Origin of the sequence: Corynebacterium tuberculostearicum, from assembly GCF_022347235.1 — a bacterium.
In the GTDB taxonomy this organism is placed as follows: domain Bacteria; phylum Actinomycetota; class Actinomycetes; order Mycobacteriales; family Mycobacteriaceae; genus Corynebacterium; species Corynebacterium tuberculostearicum_F.
Genome location: NZ_JAKRDX010000005.1, coordinates 116,690 through 134,503, shown reverse-complemented (window position 1 = coordinate 134,503; position 17,814 = coordinate 116,690). Strand labels below are relative to the sequence as shown.

Genomic DNA, 17,814 nt, shown 5'->3' with positions numbered 1-17,814 from the left:
TAAGGACATGCGCATTAGTCACGAAACGATTTATGACGCCTTTTACCTGCAGGCCAAAGGAAGACTCAAAGACCTTGGCCTGGACTTGCCGACCGGTAGAAAGAAACGCAAGAAACGCCAAACCCGCTCCAGCACACCTGCCCAGCAACGCTTCGTCGACGACATGATCCTCATAGACGACCGGCCAGATGAGGTAAGTGAACGTATTTTGCCAGGCCACTGGGAAGGCGACCTCATCCTCGGTAAAAACAACCAATCAGCGGTAATCACGCTAGTAGAACGCGTTAGCCGATTTGTTGTCCTTGGCCACCTACCAGGAAGGCATACCAGCAAAGAAGTATTCACAGCCCTGCACAAGGCAGTTACAGGAATCGATAAAGCTATCTGGTCATCAATTACCTGGGACCAAGGAAGCGAAATGGCTGGTCATAAAGCTTTTACCATGGCCACTGACATTCCCATCTACTTCTGCCATCCAGGATCACCATGGGAACGCGGCAGCAACGAAAACACCAACGGCAGGCTCAGAAGAAACCTTCCCAAAAACAGCGACCTGTCCATCTACAGCGCCGAGGACCTAGAAATGATCGCCAACATTCACAACCACAAACCACGCAAAGCACTCAACTGGCGCACCCCAGCCGAAGTCATGACCAACGCCCTCACACAAACCGGTAGCATCAAACCAAACTAACCATCATCGTTGCAACGACCCCTAGAATCCGCCTGTGCTGTGCGATACGCTTGCCTTTGAAGAGTCATAACCCAAAGCGGAGGAGGGAAAGATGTCACGCGCACTAGTGGTACCGCTATTGGTTGGAGCCTGCGGCTTCGCGTCTTTTGTTTCGGGGACTGTGCTTTTCTTTATGGGCCTTACTGCGGCAGATGCGGCTGGAGGCAGCGGCAGCGGGGCGTGGCCTTTGGCACTCATCGGTGTAGGCGTCGCCTTGGCTATTCTTGCGCTGATGGTTTCTGGCCCGTTTTTTAATGCCCGGCAGGAGGAGAGGTCCTAAGGCTAGGTCCGCTGGAATTGAATCAACTTGGCTTAAATAGTGATAAAAACCTCTTTTTATTAAGGAAGCGGAACTCGATCCCAGTTCAAGCCGACATATGACTCGACGCGCTGCTTTTAGTGATTGCCGCTCTGGCAAGTCGCGGGGCTAGTATGTCTGACAATTCAACTTGTGCTTTTCCAACATCACAAAGGAGCTATCTATGGGCTACCGCGTACCTTGGCTGCGCCGCACAGCTGCAGCAGTGGGCACAGCCGCACTGGTTTTGGGCGGGTCGATGCCTGCCGCATTCGCGCACGACTCCGTTATTGGCGGTTCGGTCAAAGACGGCGATCAACTCGATGAGTTCCCTAAGGAAATCACCCTTGAGTTTTCTGGCATCCCCAAAGAGGACTTCAACACCTTTGCCGTAACCAACGCTGATACCGGTGAGAAGCTCTTTAGCCAGGAACCGCAGCTCCATGAACGAGACCTCACAATTGAAACTCCTGAGGGGGTTAACCCTGGGCCGGGCAACTACCAGGTGGGTTTCCAGATCACGTCTTCGGATGGACACGCTACTCGCGGCGGTGTGGAATTTTCCGTTAAAGGTGACGGAGCCGAAAACCCCGAGGCTGGCGAGTCTGACGCGACAGACCAAGAAACAACCGAGGGGCTGCCGATGTCACTGAAAATCATTCTGGGGGTGGGCGGCGTTTTGGCAATTGCCGCAGTAGTTGCCCTTTTTATTGCCAAGTCTCGTCGCATTGATTCGGAAGGTGAAAAATAATGTCCAAGATTTCTAGCATTGCCCTTGTGGGCCTGACTGTGGCCGGCCTCGCCCTGGCGGGTTGCTCCCCGCAGAACCAAAATGACTCCACTGAGTCGAAGGCTGATGCCACCTCCAGCGCTGCGGAGAAGTCCCCCTCCGCCGCGGCCGAGGACCTGACCTTCGAAGACGCCGTCGTGCGTGCCAACGAAGATAAAGACATGACTGCTATTTTTGGCACCTTGGTGAACCACACCGATAAGGACATCGCTATCACCGGTTTTTCCACCAGTCTTAATGCCAAAGTGAACCAGATCCATGAGACCGTCGATGGCAAGATGCAGGAAATGTCGAGCCCGTTGGTGGTCAAGGCCGGCGAGTCCCATGAACTGGCACCAGGCGGTGACCACTTCATGCTCATGGAAATGGGAAACCACATCGCTCCCGGCGAATCCCTTGACCTTAAGGTGAAGCTAGAAGGCGGCGAAGAGCTCGATCTGGGCGAGATCCAAACGCGTAGCATGCCTGCCGGGGATGAGGACTACGGCGATATGAAGGGCCACGATATGTCCCATATGGAGCACGGAGATATGTCCCACAATAAGGAAGGCCACGACCACTAAATATGTCTGGGTTCAGTAGAAGGGGATTTCTCACTGGCGCTGCGGTATCGACCAGCGCCTTCGCGTTGGCAGGCTGTAATAACCAGGGCACTTCCCCGGCTGCTGGGGCACAGGAACAGCCTGCGCTTGCCGACGCCCTCGTGGCTTTTGACGGTGAACATCAAGCAGGCATCGCAACCGCGGAGCAGGCGCACCTGAACCTGGTGGGGTTTGACCTTAAAAGGGGCGTCGACAAGCGGGGGTTTGCCAGCCTGATGAAATTGTGGACCGAGGACGCCCGGGCACTGTGTACGGGGGAGGCGCCGCTAGGCACCCTGGAGCCGGAAATGGTTGAACAGCCCGCCAACTTGACCATCACCTGTGGTCTAGGCCAGAAGGTTTTCTCCCTGCTCGGCGTGGAGAAACCACACTGGCTGGGAGATGTGCGTTCCTTTAAGCGTGATGAGCTGCAACGACAATGGGGACAAAGCGATATAGTCCTCCAGATTTGCTGCGATGATCCGCTGATGAACACTTATGCGCTGCGCCACATGGTGCGAGCCGGCGAACACTATGCCAGCGTGAAGTGGCTTCAGCAAGGATTTATTAATGCCTTTGGCAGCCACGAAAAGGGCGCTACCGCGCGCAATATGTTCGGGCAAAAGGACGGAACCGTTAATCCGCGCAGCGAGGAAGATTTTGCAGCCCAAGTGTGGATCGATGAAGGGCCGAAGTGGGCGCAAGGGGGAACGGCGATGGTAGTGCGTCGCATCCGGATGAACGTGGATACGTGGGAGAAGCTGGATCGCTCCTCCCGCGAAAATGCGGTGGGCCGCAAGCTTGACACCGGCGCCCCGCTTACCGGTGAAGAAGAATTTGATGCTGCAGATTTCGATACGGTAGATGACTACGGCTTGCCGGTAATTGATAAAAACTCGCACATGGCCGTGGCCGCGCCACCTGCTGATCATCCGGAGCAACGCATCCTGCGCCGGCCGTATAACTATGAGCTGGCCCCCGATGGCAAGGATGGGCAGCTTTCCAATATCGGCCAGGTTTTCATCTGCTACCAGCAGGATCCCACCAAGCAATTCGAGCCTATCCAGGCCCGTTTGGATAAATCTGACCTGATGAATGAGTGGCTGACTCATATCGGCTCCGCTATGTATTTCTGCCCGCCGGGCACCCTCGATGCCGATGGGCGTGAATCATGGTGGGCAAAATCGCTCTGCGAGCATGCGGGGTTGTAGAATGGCTATCCGTAAATCTAAATAGCGGACGCGGCCAGGTATGCCGCCGACGCACGAGCGCATAAAGGAGCGCGATTATGGCGGAACTCATCCCCGCAGTACCGGTCAATTACGATTCCTTCACCGTGCCCGCCGGCCAGGCCGTGGGCGCAGCAATGCGAGAGCTCAACCTTCCCAATAAGGGCCCTGAGGCTGTCGTAGTCGTTCGCGGTGAGGACGGCACTCTTTTTGATTTGTCGCACACCCCAGACACGGAGTCCACCTTTACCCCGGTTGCCGCCAGCGAGGAAGACGGCCGCGCCGTCATCCGCCACTCCTGCGGTCACGTTATGGCCCAGGCCGTGCAGGCCGAATTCCCCGGCACCAAGCTGGGCATCGGCCCGGCCATTGAGAATGGCTTCTACTTCGATTTCCAGACCGCCGAGCCTTTCACACCGGAAGATCTCAAGGCGATTGAAAAGCGCATGAAGAAGATCATCAAGGGAGGCCAGCGCTTCGAGCGCCACGTCTATGAATCCGCGGAGGAAGCGGAAAAGGCCCTCGCCGAGGAGCCTTTCAAGCTCGAGCTGGTCCAAGACAAGGGCAACGTTGACCCTGACTCCGACGAGGCCGCAGAAGTCGGTTCCGGCGATCTCACCCATTATGACAACATCAACCCGCGCACCGGGGACGTAGAGTGGTTCGATCTCTGCCGCGGACCGCACGTGCCGACCACCAAGTACATCCCGGCTTTCACCCTGACCCGTTCTTCTGCTGCCTACTGGCGCGGCGACCAGTCCAAGGCTGGCCTGCAGCGCATTTACGGCACCGCTTTTGAGTCCAAGGAGGCGCTGGAGGCCTACCAGACCATGGTGGAAGAGGCTGAAAAGCGCGACCACCGCCGCCTGGGTCAGGAACTAGATCTCTTCTCCTTCCCGGATGAGATTGGCTCCGGCTTCCCGGTATTCCACCCGAATGGCGCGACCGTGCGCATGGAGATGGAAAACCACTCTCGCAACCGCCACGTCCAGGCTGGGTACTCCTTTGTTAATACCCCGCATATCACCAAGGGTGACCTATTCAAGAAGTCTGGCCACCTGGACTTCTACGCCGACGGTATGTTCCCACCGATGCAGCTCGATGGCGAGTATGACGAAGAGGGCAATACCGTCAAGGAGCCGCAGGACTACTACGCCAAGCCCATGAACTGCCCGATGCACAACCTGATTTTTGCATCCCGTGGCCGTTCCTACCGCGAGCTCCCGCTTCGTCTATTTGAGTTCGGTACCGTCTACCGCTACGAAAAGTCTGGCGTGGTCCACGGCCTGACCCGTGCCCGCGGCTTTACCCAGGACGATGCCCACATCTACTGCACCGAAGAGCAGCTGGAAGAAGAGCTAACCAAGGTCCTCGACTTCATCATTTCCTTGCTGAAGGACTACGGCCTGTCTGACTTCTACCTGGAGCTTTCTACCAAGGACCCGAATAAGTTCGTCGGTTCCGATGAGATCTGGGAGCGCTCTACGTCTATCCTGCAGTCGGTCGCAGAAAAGTCCGGCTTGGAGCTGGTTCCGGATCCCGCAGGTGCAGCCTTCTACGGCCCGAAGATTTCTGTGCAGGCGCGCGACGCCATCGGCCGTACCTGGCAGATGTCTACCGTGCAGTTGGACTTCAACCTGCCGGAGCGCTTCGAGCTGGAATACACCGCGTCGGACGGCACTAAGAAGCGCCCAATCATGATTCACCGTGCGCTCTTCGGCTCCATCGAGCGATTCTTTGGCGTCCTGCTGGAGCACTACGCCGGCGCCTTCCCAGCATGGCTAGCACCGCACCAAGTGGTGGGCATTCCGGTGGCTGACGAATTCTCCCCGCACCTCGAAGAGGTTGCCACCCAGCTGCGTCAGAAGGGTATCCGCGCCGATGTGGATACCTCTGATGACCGCATGCAGAAGAAGATTCGCAACCACACCACCGGTAAGGTTCCGTTCATGCTGGTGGCTGGCGCGCGCGACGTAGAAGCTGATGCCGTATCCTTCCGCTTTCTCGATGGCACCCAGGTCAATGGTGTGCCGGTAAAGGAAGCCGTGGAGCTCATTGCCGCATGGGTAGCAGAGCGTAACAACGAGCAGCCGACCGAAGAGCTCATCAGTGCCCGACGCTAAAGAGACAAACGAAACCGACAGCTCCGCCGTCGCTGAAAGCCAAGCTGCGGTGGAGACCTTCGTTGACTCAGGTGCTGGCGAGCCGGACCGTCTTGAGCGGTTATGGGCGCCTTATCGCATGGCCTATATTGCCAAGCGCTCTAAAGACCCCTTCGTGGAAGCCCCGAAGGGCAGCGATGAGGACGGGCTCATTATTGCTCGCGGCAAGACCGTCTATGCATTGTTGAACCTGTTTCCGTACAACGCCGGGCACCTCATGGTGGTGCCGTATCGCAAGGAATCGCAGCTGGAGAACCTTACGCAAGAGGAATCTCAGGAGTTGATGGCCTTCGCGCAAAAGGCGGTTCGAGTGCTCAAACGAGTCTCACACCCAGAAGCCATCAACGTAGGACTCAACCTGGGTCGTGCTTCGGGCGGCTCGGTAGGAGACCACCTGCACCTGCATGTGGTGCCAAGGTGGCCCGGGGATAGTAACTTTATGACTGTCCTCGATGGGACTAAGGTATTACCGCAGCTTCTGCAGGATACGCGCCGCGTGCTGGCAGAAGGATGGCGCGAGATGGAAGAGGAGGATTCGCGTGCTTAGCGTGCATGGGCGAAAGCCCGCCGCCGTGGTGGTGGAACCTATAGCCAAGGCCTTTTTAAAGCTGGGCCTGACCCCGAATGTGGTCACGGTTGTGGGTACCATCGTCACCATTGCGATTTCGGTGATCCTTATTCCTACCGGCCACCTCTTTTTCGCTGCGGTCCTGTCCGGTCTCTTCGCCGCTTTCGACATGCTCGACGGCACCATGGCGCGCCTGAGCGGCAAGGCTACTGCCTTTGGTGCGACCTTGGATGCGTCCTGTGATCGCATCACCGATGGCGCATTGTTCAGTGCTATTGCATGGTGGCTGATTTATTCTGCGGATTCTTCCCGCATCACGGTCATTGCCTGCTTTGTCACCTTGGTATGTTCCCAGGTCATTTCCTATATCAAGGCTAGGGGAGAAGCGTCCGGATTCAAGATGGTCGGCGGCCTTATCGAGCGTCCCGAGCGGCTTATTTTGGCCCTGGGCGGCATCGGCCTCGAAGGCCTAGGAGTACCGCATGCCATTGAGGTTGCGCTGTGGATCTTGGCCGTGGGCTCCGTCTTTACCGTGTGCCAACGTATGGTTATCGCCGCCCGCCAGGAGCAGCAGTAGCTCATACTGCACCACCTTAAACCAGGAGGTTGTAACACCATGTGGGACAAAGAAGACCTCTCCGCGGCGGGTTACCTCGCGGGGTGGAAGGTGGTGCGCCGTCTGCCCGAGCCCATCGCGCGCACGCTTTTTCGCTGGGGTGCGGACTACGCAAGCGGCAACGGTCGCGGAATGGAGGGCTTGCGCCGCAACCTGGCGCGCGTGGTAGGCCCAGAAAACGTTACCCGCGCGTTGGTGCGCGATTCCGTGCGCTCCTATATGCGCTATTGGATGGAGGCCTTCCGCCTGCCAGCCATCCACGGTGATGCCGGGCTGCATGAGCGCTTGCTCAGTGGCTTGGAAGGCCTCGAGCATTTTGATGCTTCGGCTCAATCCGGGCGCGGCACCATTTTGGCGTTGCCGCATTCCGGGAATTGGGATATGGCGGGCGTCTTCCTCGTTGGCCATTATGGGCAGTTCACCACCGTTGCGGAGCGCCTTAAGCCCGCAGTGCTTTTCGACGCCTTTGTGGACTACCGCGAAACCCTTGGCTTTGAGGTTCTTCCCCTCACCGGCGGCGAATCCTCGCCTTTTGCCCGCCTCAAAGAGGTGCTGGAAGCCGGTGGCGTGGTCTGCCTGCTGGCTGAGCGCGACCTGACCCGAAGCGGCGTTACCGTGGATTTCATGGGGGAAAAGGCCAATATGGCTGCCGGTCCCGCGCAGCTTGCTATAGAAACCGGCGCCGCCCTGCACGTGGTGCATTCGTGGTTTGCAGGCGAGGGCTGGGGGCTCTCTGTGTCTCCTGAGCTCGAGGTAACGGACCTGCAGGAGACAACTCAGCGCATGGCCGATGGCTTCGCCGCCAATATCCGCCGCCACCCGGAGGATTGGCATATGCTGCAGCCGCAGTGGAATGTGGACATAGAGAGGCGTCGGCAAGCGCGGGCGGGCAAAGAAGCCCGCAATGCCCGCCACACCGGGCCATCGCAGGAAGGGGAGAGCTAGTGCGCATAGGAATCGTGTGCCCCTATTCCTTCGATGAACCAGGTGGAGTTCAAGCCCATATCCTTGATCTAGCCACAGTTTTCATTGAGCAAGGGCACCACGTTCAGGTCATTGGCCCCGCTGCGGAATCCACCCAGCTGCCAGATTTCGTAGTCAAGGGAGGGCCGGCTTTCCCCATCGCGTATAACGGTTCGGTGGCGCGCCTGTCCGTGGGACCCCACGTAACACGCAAGGTAAAGCAATTCATCAAGGAGGGCGACTTCGATGTCTTGCACATCCATGAGCCTAACTCCCCGAGCTTTTCCATGACCGCGCTGGCCGTGGCCCAAGGCCCACTGGTGGCGACCTATCACGCCTCTGCATCGAGCTCCCTGGTGCTGACTCTGGCCAAACCATTCCTCGTTCCCTTCTTGGAAAAGATCCGCGGCGGCATCGCGGTATCCGATATGGCGCGGCGGTGGCAGGTGGAGCAATTGGGCGGCGACCCGGTGCTCATTCCCAACGGCGTGGATACATCGGTCTACGCGCAGGCTCGGCGCCGCAGCCCGGCCAAAGCCCCCGGCGATCCCTTGGAAGTTGTCTTCTTGGGACGGTTGGATGAACCGCGCAAGGGCCTCGATATCCTGCTGAGCGCGCTGCGCCAAGTACACCACGATATCCGCGTGACCATCATGGGCGGCGGTCGCGCCCGCGAGGTCGAGGGTGTGGATTTTGTCGGCCGGGTCAGTGACGCCGAAAAGGCAGAAATCCTGGGCCGTGCCGATGTCTACGTGGCCCCAAATACCGGTGGCGAAAGCTTCGGCATCGTGCTGGTAGAGGCCATGGCGGCCGGCGCAGCTGTCGTTGCTTCCGATCTGGAAGCCTTCCGTGCGGTGTGCAATGCCGATTCCGACGAGGTTGCCGGCGCACTCTTTCGCAATAAAGACAGCGAGGATCTGGCACGCGTCCTCAACGAGGTGCTCGATGATGCCGAGTATCGGGCCCAGTTGGTGCGCAATGGCGTCCAACGCGCCAGCACCTATGACTGGGACCATGTAGCGGCGGCCGTGATGCAGGTCTACGAGACTGTCCAAGACGGCACCAAGGTGAGGGTAAAGCGTTGATGACCATCGAAATCGCCCTAGTCCTCTTCCTACTTATCATCGTAGGTTTGTGGGCACTTTTTACCGCCCAGCGGCTCAACTCGCTGCACATCCGCACTGATGCCTCGCTGGCCCAGCTACAGGCGGCACTAGACCGCAGAGCAGCGGTGACAGCGGCGGTAGCCCCAGAGCTTGCGGCGCTAGCCCAGCGAGCGGAATCTACCGAGCTCTATCAAGGACACTTCGAACCGCGCACGATGGCCGAGCGGGAACTATCTGCCGCCATTGTGAGGGAGTTTCCCGCGGACCGTCGCCCGGCCGCGCTTGCCGACGCCGAGGGCCGCATCCAACTTGCCCACCGCTTCTATAACGAGGCGGTCAGCGACACTCGCGCGCTGCGTTTGCGCCCTGCGGTACGCCTCTTTCATCTGGGTGGCACCGCGAAGCTGCCGGAATATTTTGACTATATGTTGGCCGAGTAGCCAGCAGTTCTACCTCAATTTCAGGACGCAAGTGCGTGCCGGCCGCGTCGGCGGCGGAATACCGGCTTCGCCTCGGTGCTGGCGGCCGGGTCTTCCTCCGGGGCGTTAGGCGCTTGCTGCTGCATCTGCGCCTGCTCGATCTTCGAAGCCAGAGCCACCTCGACTGCAAACCAGACAAGTCCGATGATGGCCATGACGACGATAAGGATATTGCGGGCTACCAATAGGTAGACGGCGAACATGTTCTCGCCCACGTGGTTCCAGATGTAGTCATAGTTGAATGGGTAGACCAAGGTGCCCAGCACGGCGGCGATAATGGTGCAGGACGCTAACAAGGCTTGGAATATCCGCAAGGGGGCGAATTCTTGCGGAAGGCGCTGGCGGATCACCACGGCAAGCAAGGGGCCCAGCCAGACGATGTATTGCGGGGAGAAAACCTTATTCGTCGCGATGAGAAGCAGCACCATAACGGTAAAAAACGCCATGGTCGTCCGGGTGGTCCATCCGCCGGCACACAGCCGGTACAGCGCCCAGCCCACTGCGAAGACGAGCATGACAATGGTGGCAATAGTGCTCCAGGTCATTGCGGTATCTACGCCAGGCCCGGAAATCTCAAAGCTCTTGGACGGGGCGTAGCCCAGGTGCCAGCGCCCTGGAGTGCGATGTGCCTGCAGCAACAGGAACGTCGCCGGGATGGACTCCAACTGGAGACCGCGCACGCCCTGATAGTTCAGCGGTGAAAGCAGGCGCTCGGTACCAGAGGCAGCAATCGTGACGGTGCAGACTGCGACGATGGTGCAGAAAAACGCGAGTAGGCGTTGCCAGGTTGCGGATCTGTTGAAGCGGCCCACTAAGCCGGCAGCGAGGACTCCTGGCCATAGCTTCATCGTGGTGGCAAAACCCAGTACCGCCGAGGCGATGAGCGGGCGGGTAGCTAGAAGGGCAGCTGCCCCGGCCACGGCTAGGGCGGGGAATATATCGAGACGCCACACAAAGGTGTGGCCAGCTGCGGTGCCAAAGAGGACCCAGAACCAGGCGGCCTGGAAACTGCGCGGTTGAGTCGCGTGGTGACGCAGAAGGAGGGCTAAAAAGGCGGCGTCCACTAGCAGGGTCATGATGGTGAAGCCGATATAGAATGCGGTGATATTCTCACCGGTCAGCCAGCCCAAGACCACCGTGGGCCAGGTGCCCGAGTGAGGGTATTCGGTCATCATCGTCGGGTCGTCGCCAAAGAGTCCGGCAAAATAGTATGCGACATCGCCCCTGGGATTGTGGTCAATCTTGAGTAGGTAAATAAGGACCAGGCGGGCGATGACCCACCCAATCCATACTGCTGGAACAGAAGCGATGCGTTTCACTAGAAAGACTTTATTCAATGCGCGCCAGCTTCGGTAGCGGACATAGTTTCTTCTAGAAAATTCCTCCACTTTTGCGCCCAGAAGTGGGGGACGGATTTGAAAAGGAAACTGACGGCTCGTTTAGTGAGTAGTGTGGACGGCAAACGCTGGGAGACGTGACGTAGGACATAGGGAGTGTGCAGATGGCATCCATTCGCGAGATTCTGGCCGTCGAGGAAACGAATTTGGCCGATGTGTTTAGAGGCCCTGCTGTGGAGTCGCGGATTGAGCGTACCTTCGGCGGACAGATTGCTGCTCAAGCAGTGGCCGCAGCCCAGTGCACTGTGTCCGGCAAAGACATCCACTCCCTGCATGGCTACTTTGTAGGCCCTGGCGATGCGAGCCAACCAATTGAGATCCGGGTCGAACGCATTCGGGAGGGGAAATCATTCGCCAACCGGCAGGTGCGTGTCTACCAGGGTGACGTGCTCCTTTTTACTCTCATGGCTAGTTTTCACCGCGACGGCGACTATGGCCCGCAGCATCAGGACGCCGCGCCGAAGGTGCCAGGGCCCGATGAGGTAGCTCGGATGGGCGGTGGGGCCCCGTACTCCACCAGGATCATCCTCAAAGAGTGGGAGGAGTGGGATATTCGCCTCGTGCCGGAAGAGGGCCGCGATCCGGTGGCTGCAGAGCGCACCGGTGCAGGCTATCGGCATATCTGGTTTCGCAACACAGGCCATCTCCCAGCGGATTCTGCCTTTCACCGCGCTACGCTGACCTATATGTCTGATATGACGCTGATTCGCTCCGCGCTTATTCAGCATCAGGGAGAAAAGGTGCAATTGGCCAGCCTTGACCATGCGATATGGTTCCTGCGCCCCTTCCGCGTGGATGAGTGGTTGCTGTATGAGCAGGTATCACCCTCGGCGTCGAATGCAACGGCGGTTGCGTGTGGCAAGATTTTTACCGAGCAGGGTGAATTGGTGGCGTTGGTGAACCAAGAGGGGCTTACGCGTTACTTAGATGAAAAATTGGGCAGCGGCTCTGCCCATGGCAATTGGCACAACGTATAAGAGTGTCCCGCTTATAAGGGGGTCGCTTTCACGCATTCGTGCAGCACACGTATAATTGCCACCAGTTTCAGCACCCGATTAGAAAGGGACTACATGTCAGGCCACTCGAAATGGGCAACTACCAAGCATAAGAAGGCTGCCAACGATGCCAAGCGTGGCAAGGAATTTGCCAAGCTGATCAAGAACATCGAAGTGGCGGCTCGTACCGGCGGTGGTGACCCAGCGGCTAACCCAACACTTGATGACATGATCAAGAAGGCCAAGAAGGCCTCCGTCCCCAATGACAACATTGAGCGTGCTCGCAAGCGCGGTTCCGGTGAAGAGGCCGGTGGCGCCGATTGGGAAACCATCATGTACGAAGGCTACGGCCCGAACGGTGTAGCCATGCTCATTGAGTGCCTTACGGACAACCGCAACCGTGCAGCAACCGACGTGCGCACTGCGATGTCCAAGAACGGCGGCAACCTGGGTGAGTCCGGCTCTGTGGCCTACATGTTCACCCGTACCGGCTACGTCTTGGTAGAAAAGGGCGAGCTGACGGAGGATGACGTCTTGATGGCCGTGCTGGAAGCAGGCGCGGAAGAGGTCAAGGACCAGGGCGAGAAGTTTGAGATTGTTTGCGCGCCGACGGACGTGCAGGCCGTGAAGGACGCGCTCAAGGACGCCGACATTCAGGTCGATGACTCCGACAATGACTTCCGTGCGTCTGTCGAGGTGCCGCTGGAGGCCAATGACGCCAAGAAGATTTTCCGCCTCATCGACGCCTTGGAAGACTCCGACGATGTGCAAAACGTCTACACCAATATGGATCTCTCCGATGAGGTTCTAGCCGAGCTGAACGAGGATTAACCACCTCGCCGCAAGGACGGCTCTTAGCGCCGGTAGCGTTCCACGGGTACTGCCTGTAGGAAGCGTTGCCGGCGCTTTTCCATGTGCTGGCTGGATGCTACGCTTGTAGAACACCTGTGTGTAGTCCATAATGGGGCAGTAGGCGGTGCACAGTGATGCCGACATGACAATGGGGGAGAGATGAACCTAGAAGGAATGCGCGTGATGGGGATTGACCCAGGCTTGACGCGCTGCGGGCTTTCCGTGGTTCAGGCTGGTCGTGGCCGAGCAATCCTTCCCGTTTCTGTCGGCGTGGTGCGCACCCCTAGCGACAAGGACTTGACGGAGCGCCTCCTGCGCCTTTCGGTGGCGGCGAAAGAGTGGATGGATGACTATTCGCCAGATGTGGTTGCGATCGAGCGCGTCTTCGAACGCGGCCAGGTGTCCACAGTCATGCAAACGGCCCATGTAGTTGGTGTGCTGGTGCTAGCTGCCGCCGAACGCGATATTCCGGTCTACATGTACACCCCGTCCGAGGTGAAAAAGGCCATCTCTGGAAACGGGCGCGCGGATAAGAAGCAGATGACCACCATGATTACCCGTATTCTGGGGTTGACTGAACCGCCCAAGCCTGCCGACGCCGCCGACGCTCTTGCGTTGGCAGTCTGCCACTGCTGGCGTGCCCCGGCCATTGTGCGGATGGACCATACCGGCCTCGGGCTTGGAGCTAAGACCAGCGGCGTGCGCGGCCAGGGCAAGAAGCGCTAGGGAATTTTACTGAGAGTGGAAGGATAGGAAGCCAATGATTGCTGCACTGCGTGGAGAGGTAATCCATATTGGACTCGACCATGGGGTTATCGACTGTGCAGGTGTGGGGTACAAATTTTTAGCTACCCCAAAAACTCTGGGCACCTTGCGTCGCGGGGAACAGGCTACGGTTCTGACTAACTTGGTGGTCAAAGAAGATTCTCTGACTCTCTATGGCTTTAGCGCTGATGAAGACCGCGAGATGTTCCACGTGCTGCAATCCGTGTCCGGCCTAGGGCCTAAACTTGCCTTGGCGGCGCTGTCGGTTATGGGTGCAGGGGAGCTCGCGGCGGCAATTGGCGGGGAAGATGTGAAGGCGCTGCAGTCTATCCCGGGCGTCGGCAAGCGTATGGCCCAACGCTTGGCGCTGGAGCTGAAAGATAAGGTAGCGGCCTTTGCGCCCAGCGAGGCCGCCGCCGCAGGTTCCGTTGATACTGCCGTCGCGCCGGCCGGTGGTGCCGTGGTAGAAAGCGTGACTGAGGCGCTCATTGGCCTTGGGTTTACCGATAAGGGAGCGCGTCCCGTAGTGGAATCCGCATACGCGGAAAACCCCGATGCCGATACGTCCTCTCTCTTGCGTTCGGCGCTGGCACAGCTGGGCAAGAAGAAATAACCGGCAGGAAGGCTGAAGAATCATGTCCGATATTGAGCGCACCGAGTTCAATCTCCCTGAGGGCGTCGACGCGGCGCACGCCTCCCAGCGCAATAGCGATGTGGATGCGACCGCACACTCCGAGGAGCATGATATTGAACGCTCCTTGCGTCCCAAGTCGCTCGAGGAGTTTATCGGCCAGCCGAAGGTGCGCGAGCAGCTCTCCCTGGTGCTTAAGGGGGCAAAGAACCGTGGGGTGACGCCCGACCACGTTTTGCTTTCAGGGCCGCCGGGCTTGGGCAAGACCACTATGGCGATGATTATTTCCCAGGAGCTGGGCACCTCGCTGCGTATGACTTCCGGGCCGGCTTTGGAGCGCGCCGGTGATTTGGCCGCAATGCTTTCCAACCTGATGGAAGGCGATGTCCTGTTCATCGATGAGATCCACCGCATTGCCCGGCCAGCAGAAGAAATGCTGTACATGGCAATGGAGGACTTCCGCATTGACGTCATCGTGGGCAAGGGGCCTGGTGCTACTTCTATTCCGCTAGAGATTCCGCCTTTTACCTTGGTTGGCGCGACCACGCGTGCCGGCATGCTCACGGGCCCATTGCGCGACCGCTTCGGTTTCACCGCGCAGATGGAGTACTACGACACGGCTGATCTCACCCAGGTGATCAAGCGCGCCGCCCACATCCTGGACGTGGACATTGACCACGATGCGGCGGTAGAAATTGGCTCTCGGTCGCGCGGAACCCCGCGTATTGCTAACCGTTTGCTGCGCCGCGTCCGAGACTATGCCGAGGTCAATGGCACCGGCCTGATTGATCTCAGCGCGGCCCAGGGAGCGCTCGAAGTCTTTGACGTAGATGACATGGGACTTGACCGCCTCGACCGCGCGGTGCTCAATGCCTTGATTAAGGGACACGGCGGCGGACCGGTTGGCGTGAGCACGCTGGCCATCGCAGTGGGCGAGGAGCCCTCGACGGTCGAGGAGGTGTGTGAGCCTTACCTGGTGCGTGCCGGGATGGTTGCGCGCACTGGACGCGGCCGCGTAGCCACCGCTGCTGCATGGCGGCACTTGGGGCTTACCCCGCCGGAGGGCGCGGCCGGGCTGTTTTAATTCAAGGGCTAGCCTGCTTGGCGACGCACCCTGGGGTTCCTGTGTGCACCGCCGTCTGGCACACTAGGGTGCTATGGAAATCATCATTCTCATCATTATTGGCATCCTCTTCGTCGTTCCCTCGTTTATGGCCATGCGAAAGCAGCGCCAGCGCCAAAATGAGATGCAGGCCCTCCAGAATTCCCTGCAGCCGGGCGACGCCATCGTTACGGCGGGCGGCGTGCACGGCGTGGTGCGCAGCACCAGCGACAAGGATGTGGATCTAGAAATCGCGCCTGGCGTGGTGGTTACTTTTGACAAGATGGCCGTGATTCGCACCGAACAAGAGGCCAATAACCTGTCTCGTCCCGCTGCTGGGGAAGAGAAGAATGATGCGGCAGATGACCTGCCAGATGAGAAATATCCTCCGTTTGACGGCCAGGAGAAGAAATAGCCCGCCATTTCCCAAGAGTTTCCTTAACGTTTGCTAGGTAGGTGGGACCTTCGCGGAGCGTAGACCCCGTCACACTTTGGGCCTTATCTGGCCCTCGTTAAGGAAAACTCAGCCTGATGACGTACGATTGTGCGTTGTTGACGTGCCTGCGCCGTATGGCGGGGCCGTATTTAATGTTTAAACACCCTGTTATAAGCAGCACAGGAGATTATCGTTGTCCGCAAAATCCCGTGGCGCTATGAAAAATAGCAAACGCCAATGGCCGAAGCGCGCGATCGCGCTCTTCGTTCTCATTGTGGTTGTTATCTATGCGCTTATCTTTTTAACTGGTAGCCGTCAAAGCACCCCAAAGCTTGGCATCGACTTGCAGGGCGGTACCCGCGTAACGCTGGCGCCGCAAGGCGAGGAACCCACCCAAGACCAACTCAAGCAAGCACGCAACATTTTGGAACAGCGTGTCAACGGCATGGGTGTTTCTGGTTCTGAGGTTGTCATCAACGGCAATACTCTGGTCATTACCGTGCCAGGTGAGGACGCCTCCCAGGCACAGGCCGTGGGCCAGACCTCGCAGCTGTTCTTCCGTCCGGTGGCAAAGCCCTCGATGCCGGACATGGAAAAGCTCAATAAGGAGCTGGAAGATATGGCCAATCGCTGGGTGAAGTACGACGTACTGAGCGCAGAGGAGGCCAATAAGCAGATGGAGCAGATGACCAAGGCCATCGCTCAGCAAGAAGCCCAGATGACTGGCAAGGAGCCAAAGAAACAGAAGGCTCCTAAGGTCAGCGCCAAGCCGCTTGAGGAGCCAAGCAACTCCATCGAGCAGACTAAGCGCCGTGATGAAGTCACGGAGATGCTGCTGAAGGATCGTCAGTCCGAGGACCCGACCACCCAGGCTGCAGCCTCCGCGCTGATGACTTGCCAGGGCAGCACCGATCCACTGGCCGGCGCCGATGATCCTGCCAAGCCATTTGTTACTTGTGACTACTCCAAGGGCAACCCGTACGTTCTGGAGCCAGCACCGCTTCTCAATGGCATCAAGGACGAAAACGGCACCCGCCTCACCGGTAACGAGATCGATACCAATTCTCCGATCGAAGGCGGCCTGAACGGTCAGTCCGGCCAGATGGAGATCAACTTCTCCTTCAAGACCGGTGATGGCCCGAACGGTTCTCAGACCTGGGCAGACCTGACGCAGGAACACTTGAAGGACCAGGTAGCCATCACCCTTGACTCTGGGGTTATTTCCGCACCGGTCATTCAGGGAGCAACCCCAGTCGGTTCTGCTACCTCCATTACTGGTGACTTTAGCCAGGAAGAGGCACAAAACCTGGCTAATAACCTGAAGTACGGCGCACTGCCGTTGTCCTTCGCAGGTGAAAATGGCGAGCCGGGTGGCACCGTAGAGTCCATCCCGCCAACACTGGGTAAGGCCGCTCTGCAGGCCGGCCTCATTGCAGGCCTTGTTGGCCTGGTACTCGTGATGGCCTACTCGCTGTACTACTTCCGCGCGCTGGCCGGCGTATCCCTCATCTTCCTCATTGCCTCTGGCGTACTGACCTATGGCTCCCTGGTTCTGCTGGGCCGCTGGATCGGTTACTCGCTGGACCTTTCCGGCATCGCCGGTCTGGTCATCGGTGTGGGCGCAACCGCTGACTCCTTCGTGGTCTACTACGAGCGCATCAAGGACGAGCTCCTCGAGGGACGCACCTTCCGCTCCGCTACGCAAAAGGCGTGGGAGCGCGCTCGTGCCACCATTGTGACCGGTAACGCGGTGACCCTGATTGGCTCTGTTGTGGTCTACTTCCTCGCCATCGGTGAGGTGAAGGGCTTCGCCTTTACCATGGGCCTGACCACGGTCTTCGACCTGGTCGTATCCTTCCTGGTCATGGCACCACTGATGCAGATGGTCGGCCGCCGTCCGGCTGCCGCTAAACCTTCGATGAATGGCCTCGGCGGTATCTACGCACTGGTGGAAGAGCGCCGTGAGCGCGGCTACTTCGGATCGGGACGTCGTCAAGCGAACGCTGCTGAATCCGCGAGTGCAAAGGAGCCAGCCACCAAGGAAACGGCAGGAGATTCTGCCGCAGGAACCGCACGTCCCGTAGATGCTGCGGAAGATGAGGAGAAATAAG

18 protein-coding genes are annotated in these 17,814 nt (G+C 58.6%); 17 read left to right on the top strand and 1 reads right to left on the bottom strand.

Going from position 1 to position 17,814, the window contains the following annotated elements; genetic code table 11:
* From MHK09_RS04495 to MHK09_RS04450, 10 genes are all read left to right on the top strand, one after another.
* Positions 1–694, top strand: a 694-nt coding sequence (locus tag MHK09_RS04495; protein ID WP_250412779.1) for an IS30 family transposase, incomplete at its 5' end; no start/stop codon positions are given.
* A 521-nt stretch (positions 695–1,215) separates the two neighbouring features.
* Positions 1,216–1,782 carry a copper resistance CopC family protein gene (locus MHK09_RS04490; protein ID WP_200435689.1) on the top strand — a complete coding sequence of 189 codons (567 nt, stop codon included), beginning with the start codon at positions 1,216–1,218 and terminating at the stop codon, positions 1,780–1,782.
* Positions 1,782–2,384 (top strand): copper chaperone PCu(A)C, encoded by a 603-nt coding sequence (locus tag MHK09_RS04485; protein ID WP_200435688.1) that lies wholly within the window; start codon positions 1,782–1,784, stop codon positions 2,382–2,384. The genes MHK09_RS04490 and MHK09_RS04485 overlap by 1 nt, the downstream gene beginning before the upstream one ends.
* 2 nt (positions 2,385–2,386) lie before the next feature.
* Positions 2,387–3,613, top strand: a complete 1,227-nt coding sequence (locus MHK09_RS04480) for a Dyp-type peroxidase (protein WP_250412777.1) — start codon at positions 2,387–2,389, stop codon at positions 3,611–3,613.
* Between the two features lie 77 nt (positions 3,614–3,690).
* The gene (gene thrS / locus MHK09_RS04475; protein WP_250410640.1) at positions 3,691–5,754 is read left to right on the top strand and encodes a threonine--tRNA ligase; all 2,064 of its coding nucleotides are present in this window, start codon (positions 3,691–3,693) and stop codon (positions 5,752–5,754) included.
* Between the two features lie 49 nt (positions 5,755–5,803).
* Positions 5,804–6,340, top strand: coding sequence for an HIT family protein (locus MHK09_RS04470; RefSeq protein ID WP_150850607.1), 537 nt, complete (start codon positions 5,804–5,806; stop codon positions 6,338–6,340).
* Positions 6,333–6,938: a phosphatidylinositol phosphate synthase gene (gene pgsA, locus MHK09_RS04465; protein WP_005325002.1), complete on the top strand. Its 606-nt coding sequence runs from the start codon at positions 6,333–6,335 to the stop codon at positions 6,936–6,938. The genes MHK09_RS04470 and pgsA overlap by 8 nt, the downstream gene beginning before the upstream one ends.
* 39 nt (positions 6,939–6,977) lie before the next feature.
* On the top strand, positions 6,978–7,922 hold the full coding sequence (locus tag MHK09_RS04460) for a phosphatidylinositol mannoside acyltransferase (RefSeq protein WP_250412775.1): 945 nt from the start codon (positions 6,978–6,980) through the stop codon (positions 7,920–7,922).
* Positions 7,922–9,025, top strand: coding sequence for a glycosyltransferase family 4 protein (locus MHK09_RS04455; protein ID WP_250412774.1), 1,104 nt, complete (start codon positions 7,922–7,924; stop codon positions 9,023–9,025). Before MHK09_RS04460 ends, MHK09_RS04455 begins: the two co-directional genes overlap by 1 nt.
* Positions 9,025–9,486: a hypothetical protein gene (locus tag MHK09_RS04450; protein ID WP_005324994.1), complete on the top strand. Its 462-nt coding sequence runs from the start codon at positions 9,025–9,027 to the stop codon at positions 9,484–9,486. Before MHK09_RS04455 ends, MHK09_RS04450 begins: the two co-directional genes overlap by 1 nt.
* A 20-nt stretch (positions 9,487–9,506) precedes the next feature.
* Here the strand turns inward: MHK09_RS04450 and MHK09_RS04445 are convergent, their stop codons facing one another.
* Positions 9,507–10,844: a glycosyltransferase 87 family protein gene (locus MHK09_RS04445; RefSeq protein ID WP_150851187.1), complete on the bottom strand. Its 1,338-nt coding sequence runs from the start codon at positions 10,842–10,844 to the stop codon at positions 9,507–9,509.
* A gap of 182 nt (positions 10,845–11,026) precedes the next feature.
* Here MHK09_RS04445 and MHK09_RS04440 point away from each other — a divergent pair, with 182 nt between their 5' ends.
* The 7 genes from MHK09_RS04440 (at position 11,027) to secD (ending at position 17,813) form a co-directional block, all read left to right on the top strand.
* A complete protein-coding gene (locus MHK09_RS04440) occupies positions 11,027–11,899 on the top strand; it encodes an acyl-CoA thioesterase (RefSeq protein ID WP_250412772.1) in 873 nt (290 codons plus the stop codon).
* 93 nt (positions 11,900–11,992) lie between these two features.
* Positions 11,993–12,748, top strand: a complete 756-nt coding sequence (locus MHK09_RS04435; protein WP_150851185.1) for a YebC/PmpR family DNA-binding transcriptional regulator — start codon at positions 11,993–11,995, stop codon at positions 12,746–12,748.
* A 180-nt stretch (positions 12,749–12,928) separates the two neighbouring features.
* On the top strand, positions 12,929–13,495 hold the full coding sequence (gene ruvC, locus MHK09_RS04430) for a crossover junction endodeoxyribonuclease RuvC (protein ID WP_040425252.1): 567 nt from the start codon (positions 12,929–12,931) through the stop codon (positions 13,493–13,495).
* Positions 13,496–13,529: 34 nt separating this feature from the next.
* Positions 13,530–14,147 carry a Holliday junction branch migration protein RuvA gene (gene ruvA, locus MHK09_RS04425; protein WP_250412770.1) on the top strand — a complete coding sequence of 206 codons (618 nt, stop codon included), beginning with the start codon at positions 13,530–13,532 and terminating at the stop codon, positions 14,145–14,147.
* Between the two features lie 22 nt (positions 14,148–14,169).
* Entirely contained in the window at positions 14,170–15,249 is a 1,080-nt protein-coding gene (gene ruvB, locus MHK09_RS04420; protein WP_200435681.1) for a Holliday junction branch migration DNA helicase RuvB, read from the top strand.
* Positions 15,250–15,322: 73 nt separating this feature from the next.
* Positions 15,323–15,682, top strand: a complete 360-nt coding sequence (yajC, locus tag MHK09_RS04415; protein ID WP_200435680.1) for a preprotein translocase subunit YajC — start codon at positions 15,323–15,325, stop codon at positions 15,680–15,682.
* Between the two features lie 238 nt (positions 15,683–15,920).
* Positions 15,921–17,813, top strand: coding sequence for a protein translocase subunit SecD (gene secD, locus MHK09_RS04410; protein WP_040425251.1), 1,893 nt, complete (start codon positions 15,921–15,923; stop codon positions 17,811–17,813).
* The last annotated feature ends 1 nt before the right edge of the window (position 17,814 follow it).

Coding starts and splice junctions, on each gene's coding strand:
- MHK09_RS04490 (WP_200435689.1), top strand. CDS start 1,216: ATGGGCTACCGCGTACCTTGGCTGCGCCGCACAGCTGCAGCAGTGGGC.
- MHK09_RS04485 (WP_200435688.1), top strand. CDS start 1,782: ATGTCCAAGATTTCTAGCATTGCCCTTGTGGGCCTGACTGTGGCCGGC.
- MHK09_RS04480 (WP_250412777.1), top strand. CDS start 2,387: ATGTCTGGGTTCAGTAGAAGGGGATTTCTCACTGGCGCTGCGGTATCG.
- thrS (WP_250410640.1), top strand. CDS start 3,691: ATGGCGGAACTCATCCCCGCAGTACCGGTCAATTACGATTCCTTCACC.
- MHK09_RS04460 (WP_250412775.1), top strand. CDS start 6,978: ATGTGGGACAAAGAAGACCTCTCCGCGGCGGGTTACCTCGCGGGGTGG.
- MHK09_RS04450 (WP_005324994.1), top strand. CDS start 9,025: ATGACCATCGAAATCGCCCTAGTCCTCTTCCTACTTATCATCGTAGGT.
- MHK09_RS04440 (WP_250412772.1), top strand. CDS start 11,027: ATGGCATCCATTCGCGAGATTCTGGCCGTCGAGGAAACGAATTTGGCC.
- MHK09_RS04435 (WP_150851185.1), top strand. CDS start 11,993: ATGTCAGGCCACTCGAAATGGGCAACTACCAAGCATAAGAAGGCTGCC.
- ruvC (WP_040425252.1), top strand. CDS start 12,929: ATGAACCTAGAAGGAATGCGCGTGATGGGGATTGACCCAGGCTTGACG.
- ruvA (WP_250412770.1), top strand. CDS start 13,530: ATGATTGCTGCACTGCGTGGAGAGGTAATCCATATTGGACTCGACCAT.
- ruvB (WP_200435681.1), top strand. CDS start 14,170: ATGTCCGATATTGAGCGCACCGAGTTCAATCTCCCTGAGGGCGTCGAC.
- yajC (WP_200435680.1), top strand. CDS start 15,323: ATGGAAATCATCATTCTCATCATTATTGGCATCCTCTTCGTCGTTCCC.
- secD (WP_040425251.1), top strand. CDS start 15,921: ATGAAAAATAGCAAACGCCAATGGCCGAAGCGCGCGATCGCGCTCTTC.